This window comes from Acinetobacter sp. 22301 (assembly GCF_052045285.1).
Classification (GTDB): Bacteria; Pseudomonadota; Gammaproteobacteria; order Pseudomonadales; family Moraxellaceae; genus Acinetobacter; species Acinetobacter pittii.
In genome coordinates this window covers 369,186-395,408 of the sequence record NZ_JBQEOR010000002.1, presented here as the reverse complement: position 1 = coordinate 395,408, position 26,223 = coordinate 369,186, and the positions used below count along the sequence as shown (strand labels likewise).

At 39.6% G+C, this 26,223-nt stretch carries 27 protein-coding genes; 12 read left to right on the top strand and 15 right to left on the bottom strand.

All coding sequences use genetic code 11. The features are described from left to right. Positions 1–12: 12 nt before the first annotated feature. The 4 genes from nusB to ACTJJH_RS06100 all read right to left on the bottom strand — a co-directional run bounded on the left by nusB (position 13) and on the right by ACTJJH_RS06100 (position 3,617). Positions 13–462 (bottom strand): transcription antitermination factor NusB, encoded by a 450-nt coding sequence (nusB, locus tag ACTJJH_RS06115; RefSeq protein ID WP_002119137.1) that lies wholly within the window; start codon positions 460–462, stop codon positions 13–15. Positions 463–465: 3 nt separating this feature from the next. Then, positions 466–936, bottom strand: coding sequence for a 6,7-dimethyl-8-ribityllumazine synthase (ribH, locus tag ACTJJH_RS06110; RefSeq protein ID WP_002119264.1), 471 nt, complete (start codon positions 934–936; stop codon positions 466–468). A gap of 11 nt (positions 937–947) precedes the next feature. Then, positions 948–2,069 (bottom strand): bifunctional 3,4-dihydroxy-2-butanone-4-phosphate synthase/GTP cyclohydrolase II, encoded by a 1,122-nt coding sequence (ribBA, locus tag ACTJJH_RS06105; protein ID WP_002119278.1) that lies wholly within the window; start codon positions 2,067–2,069, stop codon positions 948–950. Between the two features lie 240 nt (positions 2,070–2,309). After that, positions 2,310–3,617, bottom strand: a complete 1,308-nt coding sequence (locus tag ACTJJH_RS06100; RefSeq protein ID WP_078224885.1) for a hypothetical protein — start codon at positions 3,615–3,617, stop codon at positions 2,310–2,312. Between the two features lie 59 nt (positions 3,618–3,676). Here ACTJJH_RS06100 and serB point away from each other — a divergent pair, with 59 nt between their 5' ends. Next, positions 3,677–4,900, top strand: a complete 1,224-nt coding sequence (serB, locus tag ACTJJH_RS06095) for a phosphoserine phosphatase SerB (RefSeq protein WP_032036206.1) — start codon at positions 3,677–3,679, stop codon at positions 4,898–4,900. A 23-nt stretch (positions 4,901–4,923) separates the two neighbouring features. Here the strand turns inward: serB and ACTJJH_RS06090 are convergent, their stop codons facing one another. Further along, entirely contained in the window at positions 4,924–5,196 is a 273-nt protein-coding gene (locus ACTJJH_RS06090; RefSeq protein ID WP_440600904.1) for a hypothetical protein, read from the bottom strand. Positions 5,197–5,309: 113 nt separating this feature from the next. Between ACTJJH_RS06090 and aciT the strand changes: the two genes are divergently transcribed. Both aciT and ACTJJH_RS06080 read left to right on the top strand, forming a co-directional pair. After that, positions 5,310–5,645, top strand: coding sequence for a ciprofloxacin tolerance protein AciT (gene aciT / locus ACTJJH_RS06085; protein WP_002119105.1), 336 nt, complete (start codon positions 5,310–5,312; stop codon positions 5,643–5,645). A 251-nt stretch (positions 5,646–5,896) separates the two neighbouring features. Next, a complete protein-coding gene (locus tag ACTJJH_RS06080) occupies positions 5,897–6,376 on the top strand; it encodes a hypothetical protein (RefSeq protein ID WP_002119134.1) in 480 nt (159 codons plus the stop codon). Between the two features lie 44 nt (positions 6,377–6,420). On the opposite strand, the gene dtd is transcribed toward ACTJJH_RS06080, so the two are convergent. Next, positions 6,421–6,864, bottom strand: coding sequence for a D-aminoacyl-tRNA deacylase (gene dtd, locus ACTJJH_RS06075; protein ID WP_002119296.1), 444 nt, complete (start codon positions 6,862–6,864; stop codon positions 6,421–6,423). 168 nt (positions 6,865–7,032) lie between these two features. On the opposite strand from dtd, the gene pncB reads away from it, so the two are divergent. The 5 genes from pncB to ACTJJH_RS06050 all read left to right on the top strand — a co-directional run bounded on the left by pncB (position 7,033) and on the right by ACTJJH_RS06050 (position 12,289). Continuing rightward, complete coding sequence (gene pncB, locus ACTJJH_RS06070; RefSeq protein WP_440600885.1) at positions 7,033–8,247, top strand: nicotinate phosphoribosyltransferase; 1,215 nt, start codon at positions 7,033–7,035, stop codon at positions 8,245–8,247. 148 nt (positions 8,248–8,395) lie between these two features. Further along, positions 8,396–9,244, top strand: a complete 849-nt coding sequence (locus ACTJJH_RS06065) for a sulfurtransferase (RefSeq protein ID WP_342371059.1) — start codon at positions 8,396–8,398, stop codon at positions 9,242–9,244. Further along, positions 9,241–10,092, top strand: a complete 852-nt coding sequence (gene asd, locus ACTJJH_RS06060) for an archaetidylserine decarboxylase (protein ID WP_086399891.1) — start codon at positions 9,241–9,243, stop codon at positions 10,090–10,092. The genes ACTJJH_RS06065 and asd overlap by 4 nt, the downstream gene beginning before the upstream one ends. A 427-nt stretch (positions 10,093–10,519) precedes the next feature. Then, positions 10,520–11,740: an acetamidase/formamidase family protein gene (locus tag ACTJJH_RS06055; protein ID WP_086399892.1), complete on the top strand. Its 1,221-nt coding sequence runs from the start codon at positions 10,520–10,522 to the stop codon at positions 11,738–11,740. Between the two features lie 129 nt (positions 11,741–11,869). Continuing rightward, positions 11,870–12,289: a hypothetical protein gene (locus ACTJJH_RS06050; protein ID WP_440600884.1), complete on the top strand. Its 420-nt coding sequence runs from the start codon at positions 11,870–11,872 to the stop codon at positions 12,287–12,289. A gap of 71 nt (positions 12,290–12,360) precedes the next feature. Here ACTJJH_RS06050 and ACTJJH_RS06045 read toward each other — a convergent pair whose 3' ends face one another. Beyond that, positions 12,361–13,119: an AcfC family putative adhesin gene (locus tag ACTJJH_RS06045; protein ID WP_440600883.1), complete on the bottom strand. Its 759-nt coding sequence runs from the start codon at positions 13,117–13,119 to the stop codon at positions 12,361–12,363. A gap of 241 nt (positions 13,120–13,360) precedes the next feature. On the opposite strand from ACTJJH_RS06045, the gene ACTJJH_RS06040 reads away from it, so the two are divergent. Beyond that, on the top strand, positions 13,361–14,557 hold the full coding sequence (locus ACTJJH_RS06040; protein ID WP_198912081.1) for an alpha/beta fold hydrolase: 1,197 nt from the start codon (positions 13,361–13,363) through the stop codon (positions 14,555–14,557). A 68-nt stretch (positions 14,558–14,625) separates the two neighbouring features. Here ACTJJH_RS06040 and phoR read toward each other — a convergent pair whose 3' ends face one another. The 3 genes from phoR to ACTJJH_RS06025 form a co-directional block, all read right to left on the bottom strand. Next, positions 14,626–15,984 carry a phosphate regulon sensor histidine kinase PhoR gene (gene phoR / locus ACTJJH_RS06035; RefSeq protein WP_002121907.1) on the bottom strand — a complete coding sequence of 453 codons (1,359 nt, stop codon included), beginning with the start codon at positions 15,982–15,984 and terminating at the stop codon, positions 14,626–14,628. 9 nt (positions 15,985–15,993) lie between these two features. Beyond that, positions 15,994–16,704 (bottom strand): phosphate regulon transcriptional regulator PhoB, encoded by a 711-nt coding sequence (gene phoB / locus ACTJJH_RS06030; protein WP_000650776.1) that lies wholly within the window; start codon positions 16,702–16,704, stop codon positions 15,994–15,996. 254 nt (positions 16,705–16,958) lie between these two features. Then, positions 16,959–17,630, bottom strand: a complete 672-nt coding sequence (locus tag ACTJJH_RS06025; protein ID WP_017387597.1) for a TetR/AcrR family transcriptional regulator — start codon at positions 17,628–17,630, stop codon at positions 16,959–16,961. Positions 17,631–17,840: 210 nt separating this feature from the next. Here ACTJJH_RS06025 and ACTJJH_RS06020 point away from each other — a divergent pair, with 210 nt between their 5' ends. Continuing rightward, positions 17,841–18,674, top strand: coding sequence for an SDR family NAD(P)-dependent oxidoreductase (locus ACTJJH_RS06020; RefSeq protein ID WP_002121857.1), 834 nt, complete (start codon positions 17,841–17,843; stop codon positions 18,672–18,674). 57 nt (positions 18,675–18,731) lie between these two features. Here ACTJJH_RS06020 and ACTJJH_RS06015 read toward each other — a convergent pair whose 3' ends face one another. The 5 genes from ACTJJH_RS06015 to ACTJJH_RS05995 all read right to left on the bottom strand — a co-directional run bounded on the left by ACTJJH_RS06015 (position 18,732) and on the right by ACTJJH_RS05995 (position 23,875). After that, positions 18,732–20,099: an MATE family efflux transporter gene (locus tag ACTJJH_RS06015; RefSeq protein WP_032005022.1), complete on the bottom strand. Its 1,368-nt coding sequence runs from the start codon at positions 20,097–20,099 to the stop codon at positions 18,732–18,734. A 106-nt stretch (positions 20,100–20,205) separates the two neighbouring features. Beyond that, positions 20,206–21,360: a pyridoxal phosphate-dependent aminotransferase gene (locus ACTJJH_RS06010; RefSeq protein WP_440600882.1), complete on the bottom strand. Its 1,155-nt coding sequence runs from the start codon at positions 21,358–21,360 to the stop codon at positions 20,206–20,208. Positions 21,361–21,388: 28 nt separating this feature from the next. Beyond that, a complete protein-coding gene (locus ACTJJH_RS06005) occupies positions 21,389–22,699 on the bottom strand; it encodes a DUF445 domain-containing protein (RefSeq protein WP_440600881.1) in 1,311 nt (436 codons plus the stop codon). A gap of 13 nt (positions 22,700–22,712) precedes the next feature. Then, positions 22,713–23,276 carry a CC0125/CC1285 family lipoprotein gene (locus ACTJJH_RS06000; RefSeq protein WP_304594845.1) on the bottom strand — a complete coding sequence of 188 codons (564 nt, stop codon included), beginning with the start codon at positions 23,274–23,276 and terminating at the stop codon, positions 22,713–22,715. A gap of 59 nt (positions 23,277–23,335) precedes the next feature. Further along, entirely contained in the window at positions 23,336–23,875 is a 540-nt protein-coding gene (locus ACTJJH_RS05995; RefSeq protein WP_069036303.1) for a DUF924 family protein, read from the bottom strand. Between the two features lie 168 nt (positions 23,876–24,043). On the opposite strand from ACTJJH_RS05995, the gene gshA reads away from it, so the two are divergent. Beyond that, positions 24,044–25,621: a glutamate--cysteine ligase gene (gene gshA, locus ACTJJH_RS05990; protein ID WP_005066727.1), complete on the top strand. Its 1,578-nt coding sequence runs from the start codon at positions 24,044–24,046 to the stop codon at positions 25,619–25,621. A 16-nt stretch (positions 25,622–25,637) separates the two neighbouring features. After that, positions 25,638–26,159, top strand: a complete 522-nt coding sequence (locus tag ACTJJH_RS05985; protein ID WP_002121896.1) for a disulfide bond formation protein B — start codon at positions 25,638–25,640, stop codon at positions 26,157–26,159. Positions 26,160–26,223 lie beyond the last annotated feature (64 nt).

The following is a 26,223-nucleotide window of genomic DNA, read 5'->3' as shown; positions in this document are numbered from 1 at the left end:
ACTTCAAACCTATTAGTTTGCTTGTTGTTTTTCAGCACTACGTAGTGTTGAACTTAAACGATCTAGAACGCCATTAATATATTTATGGCTATCTGCTCCACCAAAGTGTTTAGCGAGTTCAATAGCTTCATCTAGAACGACACGGTAAGGTACTTCTAAATGATCACGTAATTCGTAAGCACCTAAGCGTAATGTTGCTAGCTCTACACCATCAAGTGCACTAAGTTCACGGTCAAGTACCGGAATAAGTAATGCATCAAGATCTTCGTGCTGTGCAATCACTTGTGTTAGAAGTTCGTGATAGTAGTTTAAGTCTACCTTGTGCATTGCATTTTCAGCACGGGTGCGTGCTTCGATTTCATGTACAGGGTTGTGACTCATTTGCCACTCATAAATACCTTGTACAGCAAAACGACGTGCTTTACGTTTTGCTGCATAAGCGGCTTGCAGTGTTTGAGACATGCTTTAAATTGCCTTTAATAAATTAACCATTTCAATTGCAGTTAAAGCAGCTTCGCTACCTTTGTTTCCTGCTTTTGTACCTGAACGTTCGATGGCTTGCTCGATGCTATCAGTAGTTAATACACCATTGATGACAGGCAAGCTGCTTTCTAACGCGACTACACCTAAACCTTTTGCACATTCACCAGCAACGAAGTCAAAGTGTGGTGTGCTACCACGAATAACTGCGCCAAGTGCGATAATGGCATCAAACTGGTTTGATGTAGCTAATTTTTTAGCAACAATCGGGAGTTCCCATGCGCCAGGAGCATGAATAACAGTAATGTTATCTTCATTTACACCATGACGTTTTAATGTGTCGATTGCACCATCCAATAAGTGTTCAACAACAAAGCTGTTGAAACGACCCACTAAAATCGCATAACGACCTTCGCTTGCGAGATGTAATAAACCTTCAATACGGCGAATTGCCATAGCAACCTCGATTATTTCGTTGTGATTTGATCAGCAGTGACATATTCCACTACTTCTAAATTAAAGCCAGATAAGGCATTGAAACGTAATGGTGAGCTAAGAAGCTTCATTTTTTCAACACCTAAATCACGCAAAATTTGAGCACCGACACCAATGGTTTGATATTGATGTGAAAGTGCTGCATTGGATTTCACCGGTTTTGGCTTATTTAAATCATCCAACGCTGGTCCCAAGTCTTGCAAATGATCTTGTCCGATCCAGACTAAAACACCGCGATCACTCGCTGCAATCGTCTGTAGTGCACGGTCTAAATTCCACGCTGGTTCACCATCAGCTTTATTTAGCTTAAGCAAATCGCGTATTGGACTAAAACCATGTACACGTACTGTTGTAACACCTTCTTTTGGCTCGCCTTTAACTAAAGCCAAATGAATATCCGGGTTACCAATCTCACGATAACGATAAAGTTCAAATGAACCATATTCTGTTTGAATGGTTTTTTGATCCAGACGTTCAACCGTTTGCTCATTGGTCATGCGGTAGTGAATCAAGTCCGCAATTGTACCAATTTTTAAGCCATGCTTCTCAGCAAAAATTTCTAAATCTGCACGGCGTGCCATTGTGCCATCTTCATTAATGATTTCACAAATGACAGAAGCCGGTTCAAGGCCTGCTAAACGTGCTAAATCACAACCTGCTTCGGTATGGCCTGCACGATGTAAAACACCGCCTGGTTGTGCCATTAACGGGAAAATATGACCCGGCTGTACGATATCAGTTGGTTTTGCATGCGCTGCGACAGCAGCTTGAATTGTATGTGCACGCTCTGCTGCTGAAATACCCGTAGTAATCCCTTCAGCGGCTTCGATTGATAAGGTAAAGTTTGTACTGTGCTGAGCACCGTTTTGGTCAACCATCAATGGAAGGTTTAACTGTTTACAGCGCTCACGGCTTAGCGTTAGGCAAACTAGACCACGTGCATGGGTAATCATGAAGTTAATATCTTCAGGACGAACATGCGTTGCTGCAATGACAAGATCACCTTCATTTTCGCGATCTTCGTCATCCATCAAGATAACCATTTTGCCTGCACGAATATCGGCGACAAGATCTTCAACACGACTCAGCGGCATTCGCTTTCACCTTTTTTTGTCGTAAGACAATTTCTATTTAATAAATTTTGCATAGTTTACGCTGTTTAGAGAATTTTGCCTATGATTCTGATTTATCCAAATTTGTGACCTCTAAGAATAGATCGAGATTTATTTATACAAATAAATCATAAGAAAATGGAGTATTTTTAAATAAAAGCTATGAATTTAAATAAAAAAAACCTAGCCAAAAGGCTAGGTTCTGATGCGCGTAGTTACTTTTTATGAAGCTGCACTACTTGGACTATCATTTTGTGGAATTGATTTTTTCCCCATTAAAATTTCAGTCCGGATATTTTGGGCAAGTTCAGCACATTCTGCATTCATACCATTGATCATAAATGCATGACGTGTCATCACATTGCTTGGGTTTGGCATTGCAACAAGTTGGTAGCTGTCTTGAATTGCTTTGAGTTGTTCATTTTCGAGATATAAAGCAGACTCTTTAGCGTGAAGATGCTGTGCTAAACGTTGAGCAGCTTCTTTTGCATCGATTTGCATAGCTTCTACAGCATTACATGTTGCACTACGAGTTTGCAGCGCAAAACGTTTATCTTCACGGTAACGTTTATATAAAACATCTGAAAGTAATTGGAATACGGTTCCAATCATAAGCAGACATTCTACGGCATGTGGATGAGAGGTTGAAATCGCAAGTGTCGCACCGTCGGCATTAAACTCATCTACTACTTCAATATCTGTGAGTTTCAATTGGTAATGCTTAACGCATAACTCAATACTCTTGTTTAAAAAGAGCTGGCAGAGTTTGAAATAAGGAACAGATACCGATTGGTTAACACTGCTTAATAACTGTTTAGGGTCATAAAACTGAATATTGAGTGCCAACGTATGTTGGTCAGCTGAATCTGAAGTTTTTTCGGCTTGTTGGCGAGCTGCTGGTTTCGCTTTAGCTTGTTGCTGAGCTTGTGCAACCAAGGTTACCGTATTTTGTTTTTCTAGAGCCAATGCTTGAGTTAACTGCTGAATTTCATGCTTTAAGCGGTTTTCTTCATTAATACGTGCCAAATATTCGCTACGGGTTGGACGAGCAATCGCGCGATAGGCAAGCCACAATAAAACATGCAAAAACAGAGAAGCTAAAATTGCAAGCCATTGAGTACGAAGAATTTCTCCAATACTTGGCTGAATCAACGTAACTTCGATAGATCCCACTTTCTTTTCATTTTGAAGGGCATCACGAGCAAAAATTTCGCCTTGGCGGGTTTTAGAAATTCCGCTCGTTGCTAGAACCTGTTTGTTCGCATCAAGAATGCGAATAGACGCAACACTTGGATTGGTCGCATAGCGATTGGCAATCAGAGCTAAAGACACCGTATTAGCAGGTTCAAGCTCAGATAAGCTGTCTGCAACGAGCTGACTGGTCATGAGCTGACCTTGACTCGCACGGTTTTCATTAAGCTGGTGTGTCGTTGCAATGACCAATAAAAAGGTATGCAATGCAAAACTAACGATCAGTAGGCTAGCAAATAGCCCTTGTCTAGGCGCAATCAAGTTAAACTTCCAAGGCAATTATATTGAAATTCGATTATGATTCTTACAATAGTTGTCACTCAGACTAGAGTCAATTCATGCGAGAAATCATTCTTATATCCTTTTTAGGACCGGACCAACCAAACCAGTTTACCCGATTAATGCAAGTACTATCCGTACATTCATTGCAAATACTGGATGTAGGTCAGGCTGTTATTCATAATCAACTTACATTAGGCATTGTGGTCGCTTCTGATAATGAAACTGCGACCGCATTGGCAATGAAAGAGATTCTGATTTTAGCACATGATATTGGCTTAACAGTGCGCTTTAAACCAATCACGGGCGCAGAATACGATCAATGGGTAAGTGAAGGCGGACGTACTCGTTATATCGTCACGGCTTTAGCCCCAGAACTCACTGCGGCACACTTACAAGCAGTTACAAAAATTGTGTCTAGCCAAGGCTTTAACATCGAAACGGTAACACGTTTATCAGGTCGTGTAGACTTCGAAGGAGATAACAAATTTCCACGTCGTGCCTGTGTACAGTTTGGTTTAAGTAGCGGCCCAACTTTAGATGCACAAGCCATGCGTGCTGCATGTTTACTTCTTTCAAGCGAACTAAATATCGATGTTGCTGTTCAAGAAGACAACGCTTATCGCCGTAATCGCCGTTTGGTGTGTTTCGATATGGACTCAACATTAATTGAACAAGAAGTGATTGATGAGTTGGCGATTGAAGCAGGGGTAGGCGCACAAGTTGCTGAAATTACTGAAAGAGCGATGCAAGGTGAGCTTGATTTCCAGCAAAGCTTCCGTGCACGTGTTGCATTATTAAAAGGGCTTGATGCTGCTGTTTTACCTAAAATTGCAGAGCGTTTAACCATTACCGAAGGTGCAGAGCGTCTTATCTCGACCTTAAAGGCACTTGGTTATAAAACGGCAATTTTATCTGGTGGATTCCAGTATTTTGCTGAATATTTACAAGGCAAACTCGGTATTGATGAAGTTCATGCTAACATTTTAGATGTGCAAGACGGCTTCGTAACAGGCGAAGTAAAAGGTGCAATTGTTGATGGCGCCCGTAAAGCTGAGTTATTACGCGAACTTGCAAATAAGATGGGGATTTCTCTAGAGCAAGCGATGGCAGTAGGCGATGGGGCAAATGACTTACCAATGCTTGCGATTGCAGGCTTAGGCGTTGCTTATCGTGCAAAACCATTAGTACGCCAAAATGCAAATCAGGCAATTTCAAGTGTTGGTTTAGATGGTGTGCTTTATTTACTCGGTATGCATGATAAAGATTTAAATCGTGCTTAACCTATATGGATAAGCTTTAAGCGCTACTTCAGAGTAGCGCTTTTTTTATGCAGAATAGTCATAAAAACAAGCAAGTTATGACAAAATTTTGCACAGAAAAAAGGCAATAAAAAAATCTGAAAAAAACTTATTTTGGTCCTTAAAAACAGCATATTTTTTTGTAATGACACGCCAGAATTGATGCCATATAGGGAATCGAACTTTTTGAATTTTACAAAAATGTAATGACAAAAGAATGTTGCGACAAAGTATGTCGCATTAAGAAAAAACAGGTCTTTTTTTCTAAAAAAAAACATCCATAATGCATCGTAAGCTTCAACACAAATCATGAATTAAAGTTGTTTTTGGAATGAGGTCGGGTATTAAAGACCGAATGTTTTTAGACGTTTTCATTAAGACGGAGGTTTCTATGGTAACAGCGAATTTTGCCGCTATCGCCGGATTCAGCTTAATTGCTGTCGCGCTTGTTGCTGTTTTCTTTTCTCCTTACCGTCGTTGGCTTGGTTTTATGCTTGCAGGGATGTTCTTTTGGGGGCTATTGGAAGTGGTCCGTTTTGGAGTTCAAGTCACTTTTGAAATGCCAGTCACATATAGTTATTTAACTGCATTAAGTCTAGCGATGGTAATGGTTACATTTATTTTGTTACGTGAGGATAAACAAGCACAAAAGGCATTGGCAAATCGCCAATATATAGAACACACGCCAGTATATGAAGATGATCAGCAGCAATGTTCTAGCCGATAATTAAATTGTTATCTAACGGTAAAAAGGTATGCACAGCATGCCTTTTTCATTTACGAAACGTGATTTTTATTATACAAAGCATTTATTAAAAAATAGCCAGTTATGCTACGATAGATGGGTCTGTTGACGTTTCATCTAGATTGCGTTGCCAGCTAAAAAATATCAATTGATGCATAAAACACAGGCAATGGTATGTCCTTGCTAAGTTTTGCTCTAAAGTTTTCATAAAAATACAATAGGCGTGAATGTTCATGAAACTTTCTTCCATACCTGTAGTCAAGTTACCTCTTGTTGATGTCAGTACAGACCCATTAGATTTGTTGGTAGCAGGTTTAGTGCTGCGTATGAAGCAGTTGGCGCGTACTAGCCCTAAGTTTATTGAACTGATTCATGACCGCGCATTCCGTATTCAGATCGGTACAGATTTAGGTGTTGCACGTCAGATCATTATTAATAATGGTCAGATTGATACTGTTGCAGGCGCACCTGAAAAAGCTGATTTTATTTTGCAATTTGCAGACAGTGAGCAAGGTGTAAAAACTTTGATCAAAGGTGACCCAACAGCATTTATGACGGGTATGCAAGATGGCAGCATTAAAATGGAAGGTGACTTCAGCCTATTGGTATGGTTCAACCAAGTTGCTAAGCTCATTCCGCCTAAGTTACCAAAACCAGTAAAAGATAAAGTACGTCAGGCACGTGCTTTTATTAAAGAGAAAACTGGACGTTAATATCCAGATATAAAAAAACTCCCATTTTGGGAGTTTTTTTATATTTATGCTTCGACTTCTAGATTGAATGTCACCGGACCATCATTAATCAAATGAACTTTCATATCCGCAGCAAAAATTCCGGTTTGAACGTTTTCAAATTGAGAATGTGCATATTCAACCAATTGTTCGTATAACGCTTTTGCGTCGCTAGGTGGCATTGCTGGGCCAAAGTCTGGACGCAGACCTTTTTGTGTTTGTGCCATCAAGGTAAATTGTGACACAAGCAAGATTCCACCATTTGCTTGAGACACGTTCCAGCCCATTTTGCCTTGTTCATCATCAAAAATTCGATATTTCAAAATTTTATCAATAAGCTTTTGACCAATAGCCAAAGTATCATCTCGGCCAATGCCTAAAAACACCAGTAGGCCGTGTTGGATTTCGCCTGTAGTTTCACCGTCTACAACTACTTTGGCTTCAAGAACTCGTTGTATTAAAGCGCGCATAATTAAAGCAAATTTCTATAATTAATTGAATTAACGTAGTTTAGCAGAATTTAAATTAAATGATTTTTAAAAGGAAATTTCATGGAACTGCAACAATGGTATAAAACCTCGTAATTCATCCATAAAAATATGCTTTAATGCTAAGAAGCAAGCGAATAATCATTGACTATGTCTCCAATTATCCATTCTTTACTAGATACAGACTTGTACAAATTTACGATGCTACAAGTGGTTCTGCATAAATTCCCGCAAACACATAGTGTCTATCATTTTCGTTGCAGAAACTTAGAAGATACAGTCTATCCATTAGTGGATATTTTGGATGACTTAAACGAGCAACTCGACCATTTATGTAATCTCAAATATAAAGAAGACGAGCTACAATATTTACGAAAATTACGATTTATTAAAAGCGACTTTGTCGATTACTTAGAGTTATTCCAACTCAAACGTCGTTTTATTCAGGCTAGCATTGACGCAGAAGGTCGATTAGATATTCATATTGAAGGACCGATGGTTCAGGCGATGATGTTTGAGATTTTTGTTCTAGCCATTGTAAACGAGTTGTATTTTAGCCGTATCAAAACAGATCAAGTTTGGGCCGAAGGCGAACACCGATTACAAGCAAAACTCGATTTGATTCAGCAATATGAAAAATCTCAACAACCAAACGATCCACCGTTTTTAGTTTCTGATTTTGGTACACGTCGTCGTTATAGTTTTGCTTGGCAAAAACATGTCGTAGCGGCATTTCATAAAACTGTGCCAAATGTGTTCCGTGGTACAAGTAATGTATTACTGGCTAAAGAGCTTAACATTACACCAATTGGAACCATGGCGCATGAGTTCTTACAAGCTTTTCAGGCACTTGATGTACGTTTGCGTGATTTCCAAAAAGCTGCTTTAGAAACTTGGGTGCAAGAGTACCGTGGAGATTTAGGAATTGCCCTAACCGATGTGGTAGGGATGGACGCTTTCTTACGCGACTTTGACCTGTATTTTGCCAAACTATTTGATGGTTTACGTCATGACAGTGGCGACCCGTATGAATGGGGTGATAAGGCTTATGCACATTACCGTAAATTAAAAATTGATACCAAAACCAAAATGCTGACCTTTAGCGATGGCCTTAATTTGCCAAAGGCATGGGAATTACATCAATACTTTAAAGATCGTTTTCAGGTGAGTTTCGGTATTGGAACTAATTTAACCAATGATATGGGGCAAAAGCCACTGAATATTGTGTTGAAACTGGTTGAATGTAATGGACAGTCAGTTGCGAAGATCTCTGATAGTCCGGGTAAAACCATGACTGACAACGATACTTTCTTGGCCTATTTACGTCAGGTTTTTGAAATCGAAGAACTTGAAGAAGTGGTTTAAGTAAAAAGTAGTCTCGCTATTTTTTATTTTTAAAAGTGAGAATGCTGATATCTGATTTTCTGCTAAAGCGTAGCAGAAAATCAGAGTTTGTTAGATATATGCTTATGCTAAGATTGAAAATAAGCTGGTATAAAAAGAAACCATGACGATGACACTCCCTGATTTTAAACTCGATTTATTAATAGAAGCAGAAGAATTAGTGCCTTATTTAGGCAATGAATATATTCGCATTATAGATTTGAGCCGTGCATCGGTTTATGAACAACTCCATATTCCACATGCCATTCATTTACAGCCTAAATGGTTAGTGGCTCAACAAGAAGAAGCCACTGGCATTTTGCCAGATGAAGCAGGTTTGCAAGCACTAATTGAGAAATTGAATATTTCACCGAATCATCATGTTGTGGTCTATGACGATGAAGGTGGAGCATGGGCAGGACGTTTAATCTGGAATTTGCATTGCTTAGGATTCACCCGTACCAGTTTAATTAATGGCGGTATCCATGCATGGTTAGGTGCAGGCTTACCAACTACAGCAGAAGTTGAAAAAATTTCTCCTGTTACAGACTTAATTCAAATTGATTTATCACATGCCGCTCAGTTCCGTGTGAACTATGAAGAGCTACGCAAACAAGTTGAGCAAGAAAGTGTGCAACTGTGGGATTGCCGGACGAGTGATGAATATAGTGGTGTCCGTTTAGCAGCGCGACGCGGCGGTCACATTCCAAATGCCCTCCATTTTGAATGGAGTACTGCACTTAATCGTCAAAATCATCTAAAATTGCATCCGCTTGAACGCACGCGGCAGCGCCTTGAACAACTTGGGTTCGATTTACAACAACCTGTAGTTGTGTACTGCCAGTCACATCACCGTTCCGGTTTGGCTTATATTCTGGCTAGACTCTTGGGCTGGGAAGCAAAAGCCTATGATGGTGCGTGGAGTGAATGGGGCAATCGCCTCGATAGTCCTATTATTACTGGAGAATCACCGTCGTGAGTTTCACATCTCGATTAAAAAAAGAATTATTTATTAAGGCACAAAACCTTGTACCACAGCATCAATTGAGCCGTGTGGTAGGTAAAGTTGCTGCGAGTGAAAATCCAGTTGTGAAAAACGCTGTTATTCATGCGTTTAAAGTTAAATATGGGATTGATTTATCGATTGCTGAACAAGGCAATGCACTGAAATATAAATCTTTTAATGACTTTTTTACCCGTGCATTAAAAGAAGGTGTACGTCTGATTGATGAAAATGCAGATAGCATTGTTTCACCAGCAGATGGTGCAATTTCCCAAATTGGTAAGATCACTGCGGGTGAAGTATTTCAAGCAAAAGGTCAAAGTTTCTCTGTAGAGAAACTCATTGGCGATCCACAACTTGCTCAGCCATTCCAAGACGGTGAGTTCGCGACAGTTTATTTATCACCGCGTGATTACCATCGTGTTCATATGCCATTTGCAGGGACATTAACAGAAACATTATATGTGCCAGGCGAGCTATTTTCGGTAAATCAGGTCACTGCTGAAAATGTACCTGGATTATTTGCTCGTAATGAACGTATGGTGTGTTTGTTCGATACTGAACTTGGCCGTATGGCTGTTGTTCTAGTGGGTGCGATGATTGTTGCAGGTATTGAAACTGTGGCAACAGGCAAGGTAAAACCTTCAGGCCGTATCGAATTGCAACATCATCAGTTAAAGCTAGAGAAAGGTGCTGAGCTTGGACGTTTTTATTTAGGTTCTACAGCTGTTATTTTATTTGAAAAAGATAAGATCGAATGGGAACAACGTTTTAAAGCTGAGTCTGTAGTTGTAATGGGCGAGCGCATGGGACATACCGTTTAGTCCGTTATATAGCTCCCTAAAAACAAGTAAACCCTGACTTTAATTATTCAGGGTTTTTTTTGATTTAAATTATATAAACCTAAAATATATAATTATGTTTGGATTTATATTATATAGAAATATAATTATTATTAAGTGATCTAAGTTGGTACGTTATATAAGCTAGTGTATAAATATGTATCTGGATAGAGCAAAAATATTAATATGACTGAAAATTAATAAATAAAAATAGAAAGAAATATTTAAGTTAGACTTAAGTCGAGGTTTTAATTTTATTTGAAGATAAGTTATTAAATCTAAAAAATTTATTTAGTTTTTTATAAGCATGAAGCACTTTTTAGATATTACACAACTTTAGCCTTGGCACAATGCTTGCTACTTGTTCAGGACTTTACTGTAACTTTCATATTTTTTAGGTTCTGAAATCATGTTAAAAGTTAAACGCCTGACAGCTTCGGTTTTATCTGTACTTTGTATTTCACTCACCCATGCCAATGATTTTAAAGTTTTAAATCAAATTTCAAAACAACCTACTCAACTTCAAAATGGGGAATATAAAGGTAATTATTACGTTCCATCTACTTTAAATACCATTACATGGGGTTATTTACCGAATCGGGATGCCAAACCCGTCCTTACCGTTCCGTCGGGTAGTATTGTGACATTTGATACGGTTTCTCATGAAGGTTTGCTTGAAGACCAAGGGCGTAATGCTGAAAAGTTCTTTCAATCGAAAGGTGTCAAATCTAATGAAATCTTGGAAGATGCAAAAACAATTACGCAGTCAAATTTAAAGCATGATTTTCATAAAGATGGGCCGCATATTGTGACAGGCCCTGTTGCAATTGAAGGCGCACAGCCCGGTGATATTCTGAAAGTTGAAGTACTTAAAGTTGAGCCACGTGTTCCTTACGGTGTGATTTCAAATCGACATGGTAAAGGTGCTTTAGTAGGGGAGTTTCCTAAAAAAGCAAAGCAAGAAAATGCATCGGCTGAGCATCCTGAACGTTATGGAAATGTATCGATTTTCACCCCAATCGAAAAAAATGCTAAAGGTGAATACGAAGGTGTATTAAAAACAGAATCTGGTAAATCAATACGTTTTCCGCTCTATCCTTTTATGGGAATTATGGGGGTAGCAGCCAATACGTCTGAGCCTGTTCACTCTGTACCACCTGCAATGTATGGTGGAAATATTGATATTAATGAACTAGGTGCAGGTTCAACAGCCTATTATCCTGTTCAGGTCAAAGGCGCATTATTCTATACGGGTGATAGTCATTTCGCGCAAGGGGATGGCGAAGTAGCATTAACGGCACTAGAAGCTTCAGCCCGCGCCACGTTGAAATTTACCTTACTCAAAGCAGGTAAGGACAAAATACCGGGCAAAGAGCTAAAACAACCTTTAGCTGAAAATGCTGAGTTTTGGATTACGCCAGGTCTAGATGAAGATCTTGATGAAGCGATGAAGAAATCTACACGTGAAGCCATTCGTTTCTTAAATCAAGAATACGGTATTGACGAAGCGACAGCGTACGCCTATTTAAGTGCCGCGACTGATTTTGAAGTTTCACAAGTAGTAGATAAAACCAAAGGTATTCATGCAAAAATTAGAAAAGCTGATTTTAAAGAGTTTGAGAGTAAATAATTAAGTGCACTAAGCTTGGTATTTAAAATATTAAATACCAAGCTAATCTTATTTTAAATATTTATCAGTTTTATATATTTTATAATTAAGTATAATAAATCTCACATATATTGATTAGTATAAAATCTAATGCAATCATTTCCGAACGTTCTGCTATATATCGCTGCACTATTAACATTCTGTGCCTCATTACTTCATTTTGTTTGTGTGTTCTGGGGAGCAAATGGTTTTCGGTTTTTAGGGGCTGGTAAAAGTATTGTCCAGATGGCCGAAAGAGGGCATTGGTATCCTAATTTTACAGCTATAACTGTGGGCTTAATTCTAACTATATGTTCTATGTATGCCTTCTTTGCAGCAAGGGGAATACAGGTATTACCTTTTACCAAAATTATTTTGTCGCTTGTTGCAGCAGTGTTTCTTATCCGTGGTCTGGCTTTTCCGTGGTTAAAGTCAAAATTTGTGGGTAATAGTGATTTATTTTGGTATATCAGTTCAGCCTTTTGTTTAATACTGGGCGCTTTATATGCCGCAGGCGTATATTTAATTTGAAATGAATATATTCTAGGTGAACTAGAGTGAATAATTTTAAAAAATAAAAGGGAGCAACGCTCCCTTTTTAATTATTTAGTCCAACCATATTTTTTGAAAATAGTATTGCCTTGTTGTGAAGATAGAAAATCTACAAAACGTTTAGCCTCGGTATCTTTTAAACTATGTTTAGTCAAGGCTACACCTGTGTCACGATAGACAACTAGCTCTGGTTCGATAGGTATAATTTGCCCAATGTCTGGGTTACTGATTCCCCAAATATTAAAGACTAACCAAGCATCATAGCTGGTATTTTCTTCCCAGTTTTTCTTGGCAATACCTGTGTTGGCTGCATAGGTGGCAATATTTTTTCGAAAAGCTTTTGTTAATTGAATATTTCCAGATCTGCCAGCGATATCTTCCCACATACCAACTTGACCTGCACCATGTGTAACTAAAACCTTAACGCCAGATTTAGCGAGGTCTTTAAATCCTTTAATATTTTTAGGATTTCCTTTTCTCACTAAAATCGCTGCGGGGCGTAAATATAAAGGTTCTATCGAGTCTTTTATAATTTGCTCAGAAAATGTATTTTCGAAATCAGACATCATGGCTTCGGAACCACTATAGATAACATCTGCATCTAGTTTCGCCTTTTCAGACCATTGAGTAGTAGGACCAGAAGTCACATGAACTGTTATTCCTGTCTTATTGGTGAATTGTTTGGCGGCTTCTTTCATAGCGGGTGCTGGCCCACCCGGACCATATACTTGTACATCTGCAAAACTATGGATAGATAGAGAACCGAGAATAAGAAAAATCAGGTAGGGTATAAATTTTTGTTTTGGCATTTTAATCGCTATCGTAATTAAGAAAATATCAGCATATATTTTTTATTATTGAAATGGGATTAATTTTTGAAACGATATTTATAATACATTTCTTTAAAATATATTTTAATGAGATTTTAAGAGACTATATAAATGTAAATTATTTTGAGTTGAATATAAATATAGAAGATTCTATGGTAATTTATATTTTATAAATTAATTATTTAAATAGATATATTGTAAATAATAGAGGAGTAATCCCTTGATTAGAAAAAGTAATTCTTTTTTAAAAATTTTATTTAGCAGCGCTTGTTTGGTGTCTGGTTCTGCTATGGCTGCTCCCATTACAGATTTGGGTAAGCAAATTGTGAGCGAAAAACCGGGTTCAATATTGTCGCTAGAACAGCAAGCTGTGACGGATTTGTTTCCTCATGCAGATCAGCGCTTATTAGTAAATTATCGTAGTCGAGGTATTCAGGGCGAACCTATTGTTGCATCGGCTTTTATTTTATTGCCAAAAGGAACGCCACCAAAAAATGGCTGGCCGATACTTGCTTGGGCGCATGGTACGACTGGGGTTGCTGATACTTGTGCACCTTCGGGTGATTATGCCGGTGGACCAGTTCATTCATATCAGGAAGTTGCTTCCAAAGCTTTAGATGGTTGGCTTGCACGAGGCTATGCGGTTGTTGCACCTGATTATCAAGGTTTAGGTACACCGGGTGGGCATCCTTACATGAATGCAAAGAGCCAACTGCATACAGTGGTTGATGCAGTGCGTGCATTACATATGCTCAAGCCAAAAGACTTCAATAAACAGTGGTTGGTGATGGGGCATAGTCAAGGCGGGGCTGCTGCTATTACAGTGGCGGCTTATGGTCAAAAAGATGCTCCCGAACTAGATTTAAAAGGGGCAATCGCTCTTGCGCCAGGCGGCTATCAATACGAAGGCATTGCAGAATATGTGAAAACTAATCCGAACCCAGAACCTAGTGTGGCTGCTTTTTTCCCAATTGTGTTATTGGGAGCACAAGCAGCAGAACCAAGCATTGTTCCTGAAAACTTAGTCAGTTCAGAAATGAATACGGTGCTAACTCAAGCGCGTAGCCGCTGTTTATCTGAACTTCAATCTGATTTGAAGAAGTCTCCTTCTAGCATATTTCGCCCTAATGCAGATTTAAAACCTCTTTTGGCTTATTTAAAACAGCAGTCTATTGAAAATATGGTGCCTACCGTACCGTTAATGATTGTTCAGGGTTCTAAAGATCATTTAGTCGACCCTAGAGGAACATCTGCTTATTATCAGCAGCTATGTAAATTAAAAAAACCAACTATTTATCAAACGATTGATGGTGGCGATCACCGTGATGCATTGCGTCAAAGTAATACTTTTGCCACTAGTTTTTTAAACGTAATAGAGAAAAATCAGACAAAATCTTATTGCTCTAATTTTAAGTAAATTGGTTTAAATGCTACAAAAAAGCCGACTTTTCATGAGTCGGCTTTTTGAATGTGAGAGGGCCAAATTTAGGTCATGTTATAGAGTCTTTCTTTTGGAAAAACTGCGGTAAATGTTGATCCCTCATTTTCTTTAGATTGAACATCTAAATACGCGCCGTGTTGCATAAGCACGTGTTTTACAATGGCTAAGCCTAAACCTGTACCACCTGTTTGACGACTACGGTCGCTATCAACACGATAGAAGCGTTCAGTCAGTCGTGGCAAATGTTTAGGGTTAATTCCGATGCCTGTGTCTTGCACACTAAAGTAAGCATGTTCACCATCATCATGCCAACCAATGGTAATAGTTCCACCTTTTGGCGTGTACTTGATGGCATTCGTAATTAAGTTACTAAACGCGCTGGCAATTTCCATGTCGGAACCAATCAGGTCACAGTGGCTATCAATATGTAAATTGAGCGTGTGTCCATAATCGGCATTGTAGGCCTGAGCATCATCAAACAGTTGATTCATTAAACTCGGCATTTCAATAATCTGGTTTTTTGCGATTTTCTTGTTATTTTCTAAATTCGATAACAGTAGTAAATCATTGACCAACGCATTCATACGCTTGGTTTGTGATTGCATCTGATCAAATGCACGTTTCCAGCGTGGGCTAATATCTTCCTGATCGGTAAAGGTTTCGATATAACCACTGAGCACCGTTAATGGCGTACGAAGTTCATGCGAAATATTATCGACAAAGTCTTTACGCATCTGCTCAAGGTTATGCATACGCGTTACATCGTAAGCCACCAATAAACGACTTTCTCCACCAAATCTTGTGAGCTTAACCTGCACATAGCGGTCATCGTCAAAGTTGGAATGCAGCTTAATTCCATCAGGTGCCTGATCAATATTGTTAAAATATTCAATAAAGGTCGGCTGACGTAAAATCGTTAATAAGTTACGACCACGATCGAGAGGGCTGATTCCTAACAAACGTTCCGCAGCAGGGTTCCACCACTCGATTTGATGTTGGTCATCAATGAGTACAACGGCTTCAGCAAGTGCAACCAAAGATGACTGTGCACGGTCAATTAAACCGACCATTTCGGCCTGAACTATTCGTTCCTGACGCTGAGCACGGTAAACATTAAATAACAATGCCCCCCAAATCCCATTAAGGTTTGGAGGAACGTCATAAGGCTTATTGGCAATCCAGTCATTGACCAGATATAAAGAACGCAATTGGAGTGTAAAAAACACCACGAAGGCGATAAAAATACAGCTCCAGAAATACCCAATACCGAAACCGACTAAACCGGCAATAATTAGAAAAAATAATAAAAGCCGTAAATCTTGTTTGGCAAACGTCCATAAACTACTGTAACGAGAAAGCTTTTGTTCACGTACCTGTTCAGGGACGGGGTAGGGTTCATACATAAATCTTGGTTAACCTGCGGCTAAATCTGCACGTGTTGAGAAACGGTAGCCAGTTCCACGTACAGTCTGAACAAATCGGTCAACACCAAAAGGTTCTAGCACTTTACGCAAACGACGGATATGCACATCGATAGTGCGGTCTTCAATATATACATTACCGCCCCATACCTGATCGAGCAACTGGGCACGCGTATATGCACGTTCTGGATGGGTCATAAAAAACGCAAGTAAGCGATATTCAGTTGGGCCCATATCTAAAATGCTGTTGCCAAAGCTAACACGTTGGCTTACAGGATCAAGAATTAAACCATTGGCATCAATAGTTTTTTCACCACTTAATGCATTCGCGCGGCGCAGAACTGCCTTAATACGTGAAACCAGTTCACGTGTAGAGAAAGGCTTCGTCATGTAATCATCTGCACCCGCATCAAGACCTTGTACTTTATGGTCTTCTTCTCCGCGAGCGGTCAGCATAATCACTGGAATTTCTGCTAGGTTCTCATCGCGTTTTAAGCGGCGACATAAATCGACACCACTTACTCCTCCAGGTAACATCCAATCAAGCAAGATAAGCGCCGGACGTTGGTCGACGATAATTTGATGAGCCTGTTTGGCATCTTCTGCCTGTAAACACTGAAAGCCTGCCATGTCCAAAGAAGTATGGATCATTTCACGAATAGGAAGCTCATCATCGACAATTAAAATATAGTCATCTTTCACAACGCAATATCCTATAGATTTAACGGTGAACCGTTTTGTAGTTATGACAGGCTTATTACAAAGATTAATTATGACAATTTCATTGCAGAAAAGTCTATAAAAATGAATTTAGCAATAATTTGTGACAAAACTAAGGCAAAGGTATGACCAAATTATGACATCTCAGCCTCAAAATTTCTAAAATCATTCAATAGGTTATCACCTTAATTGCTTAGCTATTTTTTCACATTTTTGGCTGTCAAAAAACTTTAATATTATTTTGAAACTTGAGCTAATAAAGATAAGAAAACGACACGGCATGCAGTTAAAACCTGCTCAAGAGACTGCTCAAACCCTCCCATCACCCATCGAATCGCAATTTGTGTGACATATCCATTCAAACCAGTTGCAATTAAAGAGAGCTCATTTTCATGGTGCTGAATTTGGGGCATGGTCAGCATAACAAAGGCCTGAATCATGCGATCAAATTGCGCAAGTGTTTCTTGAATGGTGGCTTGATTATGTAATTCTTGCACCAAGACTGCGTCGACATAGACAATACGAGCTAATCTTGGGTCATCTTTTAATGTCGTCAGCAGTGCTCTTAAACCCGCATCGACCATTTTTTCTGGATCGGGCGCAGCTTTAATCACGGCTTGCATCAGATTTTGCTGTAATTCTTCAATCATTTTTAAAAAGATGGTTTGAAATAAATCTTCACTCTTTTTAAATGATTCATAAAAATAACGTTCGGTGAGTTTTGCCTCTTGGCAGACATCTTTTACCGTTACTGAAAAAAAACCAAGGGTTCCATAGGTTGCAATACCCGCTTCAATCAGCTTTTCACGGCGTGCCTCTTTACGTTCAGATAGAGATAACCCTTTGAACTGACGTTCTTTACTCACACTTTTTGTTTTCTTTTTACTGGTTGAGTCGTTAGTCGCCATAAATAAATTGTTTCCTAAAGAATGGTTTCCTAATTTATAGGTTTTAGCCAAATATGCTCACTATGATAAAGCCCTCAGCAGAATTGTGCCATTCTATCTGAAATTACAGTGTACTATATTGACAATGTGTATTGTCAAAATTATATTGAAGGTGTCTAAAGTGCACATGCAATGAACCGGTTGTGCAAATCGAAAAACAAAGGATGGACAATGAAAAATTTTAAAAACAAAGTCGCTGCAATTACGGGCGCGGGTTCTGGCATTGGGCAACAGTTAGCAATTCTTTTGGCAAAACAGGGCTGCCATCTTTCGTTGAGTGATATTAATGAAAAAGGATTACAACAAACTGTCGAACTTTTAAAGCCTTACAGCAATATTACTGTTACCACTAAAAAGCTTGATGTGTCTGACCGTGAAGCGGTAAAGCAGTGGGCGCAAGAAACAGTACAAGATCACGGCTCTGTTAACCTGATTTTTAACAATGCTGGTGTTGCGTTAGGTTCAACTGTCGAAGGTGCGACCTACGAAGATTTAGAGTGGATTGTTGGGATTAACTTCTGGGGTGTCGTATACGGGACTAAAGAATTTTTACCGTTCATTAAGCAAACTCAAGATGGGCACATTATTAACATCTCGAGCTTATTTGGTCTGACTGCTCAACCGACTCAATCTGGTTATAATGCAACTAAATTTGCTGTGCGTGGCTTTACCGAATCATTACGCCAAGAGTTAGATATTGAAAAAAGTGGCGTGAGTTCTTTGTGCGTACATCCGGGGGGAATTCGCACCAATATTGCTAAAGCTGCAAAAATGAGTGATAGCTTGAGTACTTTAGGTATGGATCCAGCTAAATCGATTCAAAACTTTGATAAGTTCCTACGTACCCCACCAGAAGAAGCGGCTCGTCAAATCTTGGATGCTGTTTTAAAAAATAAACGCCGTTTATTGATTGGTAGTGATGCAAAATTTCTTGATGCATTACAGCGTTTGTTCCCAACAGGATATCAACGCGCTTCAACCGTTGTGACCAAATGGATGAAATAAGATTTAAATTAAAAAAAGCCATCAAATGATGGCTTTTTTTATGTGGCTTGGATGGTTCTAAATAAGAACTTTGATCGTCTTTTTCTTCCAGATAAATTGATAATACAAGCCTTGAATAATACATAAACTCACAAATGCCAAGGCATAGGCAACCCAAATGCCTTTAAGCCCCCACATTGAGCTAAACCAGTAAGCGCATGGAATTTCAATAAATAAAATGGCAGAGATATTAATCAGCATTGGAACAGTCACGGTGCCGCTCGCACGCATGATAGATGCAAAAATGGCACCTGCGCCAAAGAATAAAATCGCCCAAAGTACAATAAACAAAAGCTGTTGACCTAATACCACCACAGTTGGGTCGGTAATAAACAAAGCCATTAAATATTTTGAAAATAGATAACCAAGTGCAATTAAGGCACCTGTAAATAAAAAGTTCATTCCCAGAGCCGTGCGAGTTACTCGTGCTAATAGATCTGATTTACCCGCACCAATCGCTTGCGCTGCAAAAATTGAGGCTGCGATGGAGATCGAAATCGCTGGAAACTGAATATAGTTGAGCACCTGATTCACTGCACCATACGCTGCTGTAGCATGTGAACCATAATGGTTAACCAACCCAACAATAACTAAACCTGCCATTGAGGTCGTAATCATTTGAATACCAGTTGGGACGCCTAAGCGTAAAATGATTTTGCTCAGTTCTGGATTATGACGAATATGTTGCAGAAGTTGACGATTCGGCCGAAGTGGATGGTTTTTCTTATTTAGATAAATCGCAAGAAAAATCAAAATAGCCACATAACCTGTGATCGTTGCGATTGCTGGAGCAATAATCCCAAGGGCAGGTAAGCCAAAATAACCTTTAAGTAATATTGGGGTAATCACCAAACCAATTACACTTGTTAGAGCAAGGGCCAGTAAAGGGGTTGTACTGTCTCCCACACCACGTAAAATTGAGGTATAGATAATATAAACGAACAGAAGTGGACTACCTGCCAGCATCCATTGCACATAAGGCAAAGAAAGATGCATTACCTTGGGATCTGTACCTAAAAGCTCCAAAATATCATGGGCGAAAAACACACCGATAATTGCGGTAATAATTCCACCAATGATGGTCATAAACAGGGTAGAACCAACTACACTTTGGACTTTTTCTATATTTTGCGCGCCCCATGCTTGCCCTACTAAAACAGTAGTACCCGTTGAAATCCCGATAATAAAAGCGAGGAGCAAAAACAAAATAGGAAAAAAAACCGAGACGGCAGCAATCGCATCAACTCCCATCATTTGACCAACAAAGATGGTGTTAATAGTTCCTGACAAGTTCTGCAAAATATTGGTAGCAATCAAAGGTAGCAAGAAAACAAAAAATGTTTTCCATAGATTTTGCTGTTGAATTAAGGACTGTCTTGGTGGCATGTGTTCTCCATCGCCCATCTCTTTGTTGAGCTGGGCGGATATTCAACTTAGCATAGTTGGAGCGAATGACTTGTAGTATTTTTACAGTGCTAAGTGGCTAAATTTATTAACATTGATTCAAAATTTCTCCTGCTTTTTGCAGAGTCTCATCATTTTTAGCAAAGCAGAATCGAATCAAGCGTAAAGACTCAGGCGCTTGCTCGTAGAAAACCGAAACTGGAATTGCCACAATCTTGTGTTGCTCGGCAAGAAACTGGCACATTTCCACATCGTTTAAGTCGGGACGAATTTGACTGTAATCAAGGTTTTGGAAATAAGTACCTTGAGAAGGTTTTAGTAAAAAACGACTATTGTGAATTGCCTGATTAAATCGATCTCTTTTCGTTTGGTAAAACTGAGAAAGCTCTTGAATATGTTCTGGATGTTGCTCCATATATTGCGCTAGCGCAATCTGACAAGGAGTCGTGCCACAGAAATTCGCATATTGATAAATCTGGCGGAATAAACGCATTAGCTCAGGTGAAGCGACGCAGTAACCCGTTTTCCATCCTGTCACGTGAAAGGTTTTTCCAAAAGAACCAATCACAAAACTACGCTCTCTGAGCTCTGGAAAATGCAATGCGCTAAAGTGTTGTTGACCATCAAAAACTAAGTGTTCATAGACCTCATCGGATAAAACCAGAATATTTTTATCTTGAATCAGTTCAATGAGTTCTAACCAGTCTTGTTTTGCCCAGATCGTACCGGTTGGATTATGGGGCGTATTCACCACAATCATACGGGTTTTGTCATTAATCAAATCTTTAACTTGTTGCCAGTTCACCTTAAAGTCAGGTGCTTGCAACGCAATATGAACAGCTTTACCGCCTGCTAACTCGACAGAAGGGCCATAGCTATCATAACTTGGGTCAAAAATAATGACTTCATCACCTACATTGATGCAGGCTTGTATGGCACAGAAAATTGCAATGGTTGCACCGGGAGTAATCGTGATTTGAGTAACAGGATCAAGTTGAATTTGATCACGCTGCTGAAATTGTAAAGCGAGTTGCTCCCTTAAACCGAGAATACCATCGCCAGGCGGGTACTGATTATGTCCAGCTAAAGTCGCTTGAGATAAGGCTTCAAGTAAGGCTTGTGGCGCCGGAAAATCTGGAAAGCCTTGTGACAGGTTGAGTGCACCTAAACGATGTGCTAGTGCCGTCATGGTACTAAAAATAGTCACGCCTTGAGTGGCCAATTTTGACTGTAGCTGAAGCATATTGTTCTCTTATTAAAAATATTTAAAGTTATAAAATTGACTCAAACACTGCCCGAATTACACCGAGTGTCAAACCAATAAATGCACCCACTACCACACCATTGACTCGGATCATGTGCAAGTCGCCACCGACTTCATTTTCAATTTTCCCGATCATTTCACGTGAATCCCATTCATGAATGCGTTCACTCACATAGCGTATGATTTTATGGCTATATTGATCCGTAAAATTCATGGCAAGTCCTGTCATTTCTTTGTTGAGAACTTCACGTACTTTTACATTTTGAACGAGATTTTCACCCAACTGCTGAATCGCAGCTCGCAGGTTTATTGCAATGCCAGAGTCTTCTTTCATTAAATCCTCTTTAATGGCATCACACAAAATCGTAACGGCGCCACTGATGAAATTGAGGACTTGAGGACTATCAAGGAGCGCATCTTTACCACTGTTAAGACGTTGACTGGCAACACTATCGGGTTTCGCTAGTTCCAGCATGAGTGAATGTGCAATGGTTTCAATTTCTTGCCGCCATGGGTGTTCATGGTCTGCCAGCATCGATTCTACTTTTTCAACCAATGAGTCGATGGTACGTTGTTGAACATCAATTCCAATCCAGCTTGCACCTCTTGCAAGTGACCAGACGCCTAGTGCTTTAAACATTTTTCGGGTTAATTCACGAGTTTTATCTGGATTTTGTACGACCCATTCATGAGCGATATCGAGACCACGCTGTAAAACGTCTTGGTGGAAATCATTTTCCAATACCGCGCGTAGCATCTCACTGGCGAGTTTGTTGACTTGGGTATTACGTACCCATTGCACACTGTTGTTTTGCACGAAATTAGCAATTTGCTCTTGGCTCACAAATTCAAAAATTTTCGGTACAGTTTGCTGAATGAGCTGCACTACTTGCATATTGTTTTGTGGACTTGCCAACCATTGACCAATTGCGAGACTTAAGTCTGTTTTTTCTAAGCTTCTTTCGACGACTTGAGGCGAAAGAAAATTTTCCTGTACAAAACGGCCCATTGACTCTGCAATGCGTGCCTTATTGCGCGGAATAATCTCGGTATGGTCGCGTAAAAACTTAGGAATCGGTAACTTACCAAAAGGGTTCCGAAACAGAACTGTAATCGCGTACCAATCGGCTAGACCGCCAACTACGCCGGCTTCGGCCCCTAGCATTAAAATATGAATAAAACCTGTGTACTCTGGCAGAAAACGATCGGCTATCATCAGTGCAATCCACAGCACAACGACGATGATCAGCGCTAGGGTAGCAAAATATTTACTACGTTTAAGACTGGGCACGTGGTGAACTTCTTCTGCCATGCTCATAAATTTATCCTATTCATTTTTGTTTTACTGGAGGCTCGGGTGGTGGCAACAGCGCTCCTGTCGGACTCAATCCATATTTTTGTCCGAGTGATTTCAAGATCAAGGTTGCATCAAAAGCGTCTTGAGGAGCCTGCTTTTGATCCCGATAACATTCAATAGTATACGACACTTGAACAGGGTCGATATTGACCACTTGTGGGAAATCATAGAACGGATCATGCCAGAAACCCGGATAGCGACGACCATAGCCATAAGGATAAAAGCTTGGAGCAGATGGATAAACCACAGCCTGACGTGGTGGTTTCTGACTTTGGTTACTTGGGTCATTCAGTACTTTAAAAAAGCGGAAACCTTTTTGTACGGTCGTTTGCGCTGATTTTACCAAAGTGATTTCTTCAGCTGCACCGTAACTCATATTCGGATCGGCTTGAAAACTAATACGAAACGTTTGCGCATTTAAAGGGTATGCGGAGAACTGACCAAGTTGATCAAAGGTTTTGGGTTTACTTGGAGTCGTTGCACAAGCAGTTAAGGTTAAGGCAGTGCCTAAGGCTAAACAAAGAGAGAGATATTTCATGGTGAACTCCCAGCTGAGCATTAAAACAAAGATGACTCAGCATTAAAAATTAAGAAGCTTTAAAAACTACTGTTCGGTTCTAATAAAAATTCGGTTTCCTCTGGAGTAGAAACACGTCCGAGAATGGTATTGCGATGAGGATAGCGTCCAAAGCGATCAATAATGACTTTATGCTTTTTCTCAAAGCTTAAGTTAATTTCATTGCCAAGACGTTGAAATAGTTTCAAGGCAAATTCATGGATCAATTTTGATTCACTATGCATAAACGGCATATATAAAAAGGAGCGTTGCTCTGGATTAAGCTGTGCATCGAGTTGCAAACTAATTGCTTCTTGTGCCAAAGCTAATGCCAAGCTGTCATAGGCAAAAGATTGGGGCTGATCACGATAGATGTTGCGAGAAAACTGGTCTAGTACAATAATCTCTGCCAAACGGCCTTCAGCTGTTTTTCGCCAAGACCATAGTTCTGCTTGAGTTGCCTGTCGATGAACAACAGAAAAATTTTCACGGATTTTTTTGTCAAAATCATCACTTTTTGCAAACCAAAGTGAACGGTGTTCAGGAGAAAACCAGAAGTTTAAAATGTCTTGTTCGTTCATGATATTGACAACTCTTTAGCAATTATTCTTCAATAAAATCACAATTCTTTCGTGTCTTAAATAACAAGATTGTGATAAAAATTGCCAAACTGGAATGATGTGATTATATAAGTAACCGTATCATCTCACGATTTTGTATATAGTGATCTTTAATAAGCGAGCAAATGCATGAGTCAACCCACTACACCATCTCAATCAGTTATTCCTGCTTGGGTGGATTCGTCGCTACTACAAGGCATGTTACGTGGAATAGAGCGTGAAAGCCTACGTATGCAAAGTAATGGGTTCTTATCACAAGAGTTACATCCGAAGGCACTAGGTTCGGCGTTAACACATCCAAAAATTACGACTGATTATTCAGAAGCGTTGATGGAGTTTATTACCTCACCTAAGCCAACGATTGAAGAAGCTCTGCATGAGCTCACCGATATTCATGCGGTTGTACATCGTCATTTAGAAAATGGTGAAAAACTCTGGCCGCTGTCTATGCCATGTATGTTAGACGACAATGAAGAACGGATTCGTCTAGCGCAGTACGGCACCTCTAATATTGGTCGTTTTAAAACACTATATCGCCGTGGGTTAGGAATTCGATATGGTCGTCGTATGCAGACCATTTCAGGGGTGCATTACAACTTATCTTTCCCAGATACACTTTTTGCTGAGCTACAAGCTCATGAAACTGACGAACAATTAAAATCATTAAGTTTGCAGGATTATCGTAGCCATCGTTATTTTGGCCTTATTCGTAATTTTATTCGTTTAACACCATTGGTCATGTTCTTGGTGGGCGCGAGTCCAACGGTATGTCGTTGTTTCTTGACCGGACACAAACATCATTTGTTGCCTTTAATCAAAGGTTCATACTATTTACCGTATGCTACAGCACTCCGTATGGGACGATTAGGCTATCAAAACTCAGCCCAAAAAAGCTTAGGTATTCATTACAACAATTTGTCCGGCTATCTGGATGGTTTACAAAAAGCCGTTCATTCTCCTTACCCACCATTTAGCCGTTTAGGGTTAAATGATGCATCTGGTGAGCCGTTGCAAATTAATGATCATGTTTTGCAGATCGAGAATGAATATTACAGTCTAGTACGTCCAAAACAGGTGCCTCAAGCAGGTGAAACACCGTCTCAAGCTTTAAAAAATCGAGGCGTTGGTTATGTTGAGTTACGTGCTGTAGATGTAAACCCATACTCGGCAATTGGCGTTGATGAAACGACAGCAGGCTTTCTTGAAGTGTTAGCACTTTATTGTCTGTTAAGTGATAGCCCAGACTTGTTATGTCCTGAACAAGACTTGGTTGAGAAAAATCAGACAGAGGTGGTCAACCGAGGTCGAGCGCCAAACGCAACCATTACAGATTTAACTGGGTCGTATCACATCGAAGATTGGGCACGTTTATATATTGCAAAAATGCAAGATTGTGCACAGCTACTCGATCAGACCTATGCAACGGACTTGTATGGTTCAGCTTTGGCTGTCATGCAAGCACGAATTGATGAAGTTGATGAAACTTTATCTGCCCATGTCATTGACGATACGTTAAAGCATGGTGGAACTTGGAGTTTTGGTAGCCACATGGCTCAGTTACATGCTGAAAGTTATGAACAGCATGAGCTTAGTGTGGAAACTTTGAAACATTTTGAACAGTTGGCTGCGCAATCTTTACAGCAGCAAGAAAAACTTGAGCAAGATACCAAGATCAGTTTTGATCAATATCTTGAACAATATCGATAATAAAACGAGGTTTTACATGCGATTAAGTTACCGTTTGGTGAGTGGACTACTTGTTTTAGCAAGTATAGTCGGCATGTCTTTTGCGTTGTATCTGGAACATGTAAAAGGTTTAGAGCCATGTCCGCTCTGTATTTTTCAACGTGTTGGCTTAATGGCGATGGGCCTTGTAGCACTCATAGCCTTTTTGCATAACCCAGTTTCAAATGCGGTTAAACGTTTTTATGCATTTTTAGCAGGCATTGCAATTTTATGGTCAGTGGGTGTGGCAGGACGTCATGTCTGGTTGCAACATTTACCACCAGATCAAGTACCAAGCTGTGGCCCGGGTTTAAACTATTTAATTGATGCCTTACCAATGAAAACGGTTTTACAAGAAGTATTGTCGGGTTCAGGTGAATGTGCAGCAATTGATTGGACCTTTTTAGGTCAATCTTTACCAGTTTGGTCATTGGTCTATTTCCTCTTACTATTACTGGTCTGTTTATGGCAGTTATTCCGTTTTTATCCAGTATTTAAGACAACCAAAAAAAGAGCTTAAAGCTCTTTAAAAAAGCCCAACACTATGTTGGGCTTTTTATTGCTTGGGAATAGGTCAAAATATA

What these genes read in the sequence shown, in the direction of transcription:
- gshA (WP_005066727.1), top strand. Translation starts at nt 24,044, where the DNA reads ATGAGTCAACCCACTACACCATCTCAATCAGTTATTCCTGCTTGGGTG.
- nusB (WP_002119137.1), bottom strand. Translation starts at nt 462, where the DNA reads ATGTCTCAAACACTGCAAGCCGCTTATGCAGCAAAACGTAAAGCACGT.
- ribH (WP_002119264.1), bottom strand. Translation starts at nt 936, where the DNA reads ATGGCAATTCGCCGTATTGAAGGTTTATTACATCTCGCAAGCGAAGGT.
- ACTJJH_RS06045 (WP_440600883.1), bottom strand. Translation starts at nt 13,119, where the DNA reads ATGCCAAAACAAAAATTTATACCCTACCTGATTTTTCTTATTCTCGGT.
- ACTJJH_RS06010 (WP_440600882.1), bottom strand. Translation starts at nt 21,360, where the DNA reads ATGCTTCAGCTACAGTCAAAATTGGCCACTCAAGGCGTGACTATTTTT.
- aciT (WP_002119105.1), top strand. Translation starts at nt 5,310, where the DNA reads ATGGTAACAGCGAATTTTGCCGCTATCGCCGGATTCAGCTTAATTGCT.
- ACTJJH_RS05995 (WP_069036303.1), bottom strand. Translation starts at nt 23,875, where the DNA reads ATGAACGAACAAGACATTTTAAACTTCTGGTTTTCTCCTGAACACCGT.
- ACTJJH_RS06015 (WP_032005022.1), bottom strand. Translation starts at nt 20,099, where the DNA reads ATGCCACCAAGACAGTCCTTAATTCAACAGCAAAATCTATGGAAAACA.
- phoR (WP_002121907.1), bottom strand. Translation starts at nt 15,984, where the DNA reads ATGTATGAACCCTACCCCGTCCCTGAACAGGTACGTGAACAAAAGCTT.
- dtd (WP_002119296.1), bottom strand. Translation starts at nt 6,864, where the DNA reads ATGCGCGCTTTAATACAACGAGTTCTTGAAGCCAAAGTAGTTGTAGAC.
- ACTJJH_RS06050 (WP_440600884.1), top strand. Translation starts at nt 11,870, where the DNA reads ATGCAATCATTTCCGAACGTTCTGCTATATATCGCTGCACTATTAACA.
- pncB (WP_440600885.1), top strand. Translation starts at nt 7,033, where the DNA reads ATGTCTCCAATTATCCATTCTTTACTAGATACAGACTTGTACAAATTT.
- serB (WP_032036206.1), top strand. Translation starts at nt 3,677, where the DNA reads ATGCGAGAAATCATTCTTATATCCTTTTTAGGACCGGACCAACCAAAC.
- ACTJJH_RS06025 (WP_017387597.1), bottom strand. Translation starts at nt 17,630, where the DNA reads ATGGCGACTAACGACTCAACCAGTAAAAAGAAAACAAAAAGTGTGAGT.
- ACTJJH_RS06090 (WP_440600904.1), bottom strand. Translation starts at nt 5,196, where the DNA reads ATGTTTTTTTTTAGAAAAAAAGACCTGTTTTTTCTTAATGCGACATAC.
- ACTJJH_RS06080 (WP_002119134.1), top strand. Translation starts at nt 5,897, where the DNA reads ATGAAACTTTCTTCCATACCTGTAGTCAAGTTACCTCTTGTTGATGTC.
- ACTJJH_RS06005 (WP_440600881.1), bottom strand. Translation starts at nt 22,699, where the DNA reads ATGAGCATGGCAGAAGAAGTTCACCACGTGCCCAGTCTTAAACGTAGT.
- ACTJJH_RS06020 (WP_002121857.1), top strand. Translation starts at nt 17,841, where the DNA reads ATGAAAAATTTTAAAAACAAAGTCGCTGCAATTACGGGCGCGGGTTCT.
- ACTJJH_RS06000 (WP_304594845.1), bottom strand. Translation starts at nt 23,276, where the DNA reads ATGAAATATCTCTCTCTTTGTTTAGCCTTAGGCACTGCCTTAACCTTA.
- ACTJJH_RS06065 (WP_342371059.1), top strand. Translation starts at nt 8,396, where the DNA reads ATGACACTCCCTGATTTTAAACTCGATTTATTAATAGAAGCAGAAGAA.
- ribBA (WP_002119278.1), bottom strand. Translation starts at nt 2,069, where the DNA reads ATGCCGCTGAGTCGTGTTGAAGATCTTGTCGCCGATATTCGTGCAGGC.
- ACTJJH_RS05985 (WP_002121896.1), top strand. Translation starts at nt 25,638, where the DNA reads ATGCGATTAAGTTACCGTTTGGTGAGTGGACTACTTGTTTTAGCAAGT.
- ACTJJH_RS06055 (WP_086399892.1), top strand. Translation starts at nt 10,520, where the DNA reads ATGTTAAAAGTTAAACGCCTGACAGCTTCGGTTTTATCTGTACTTTGT.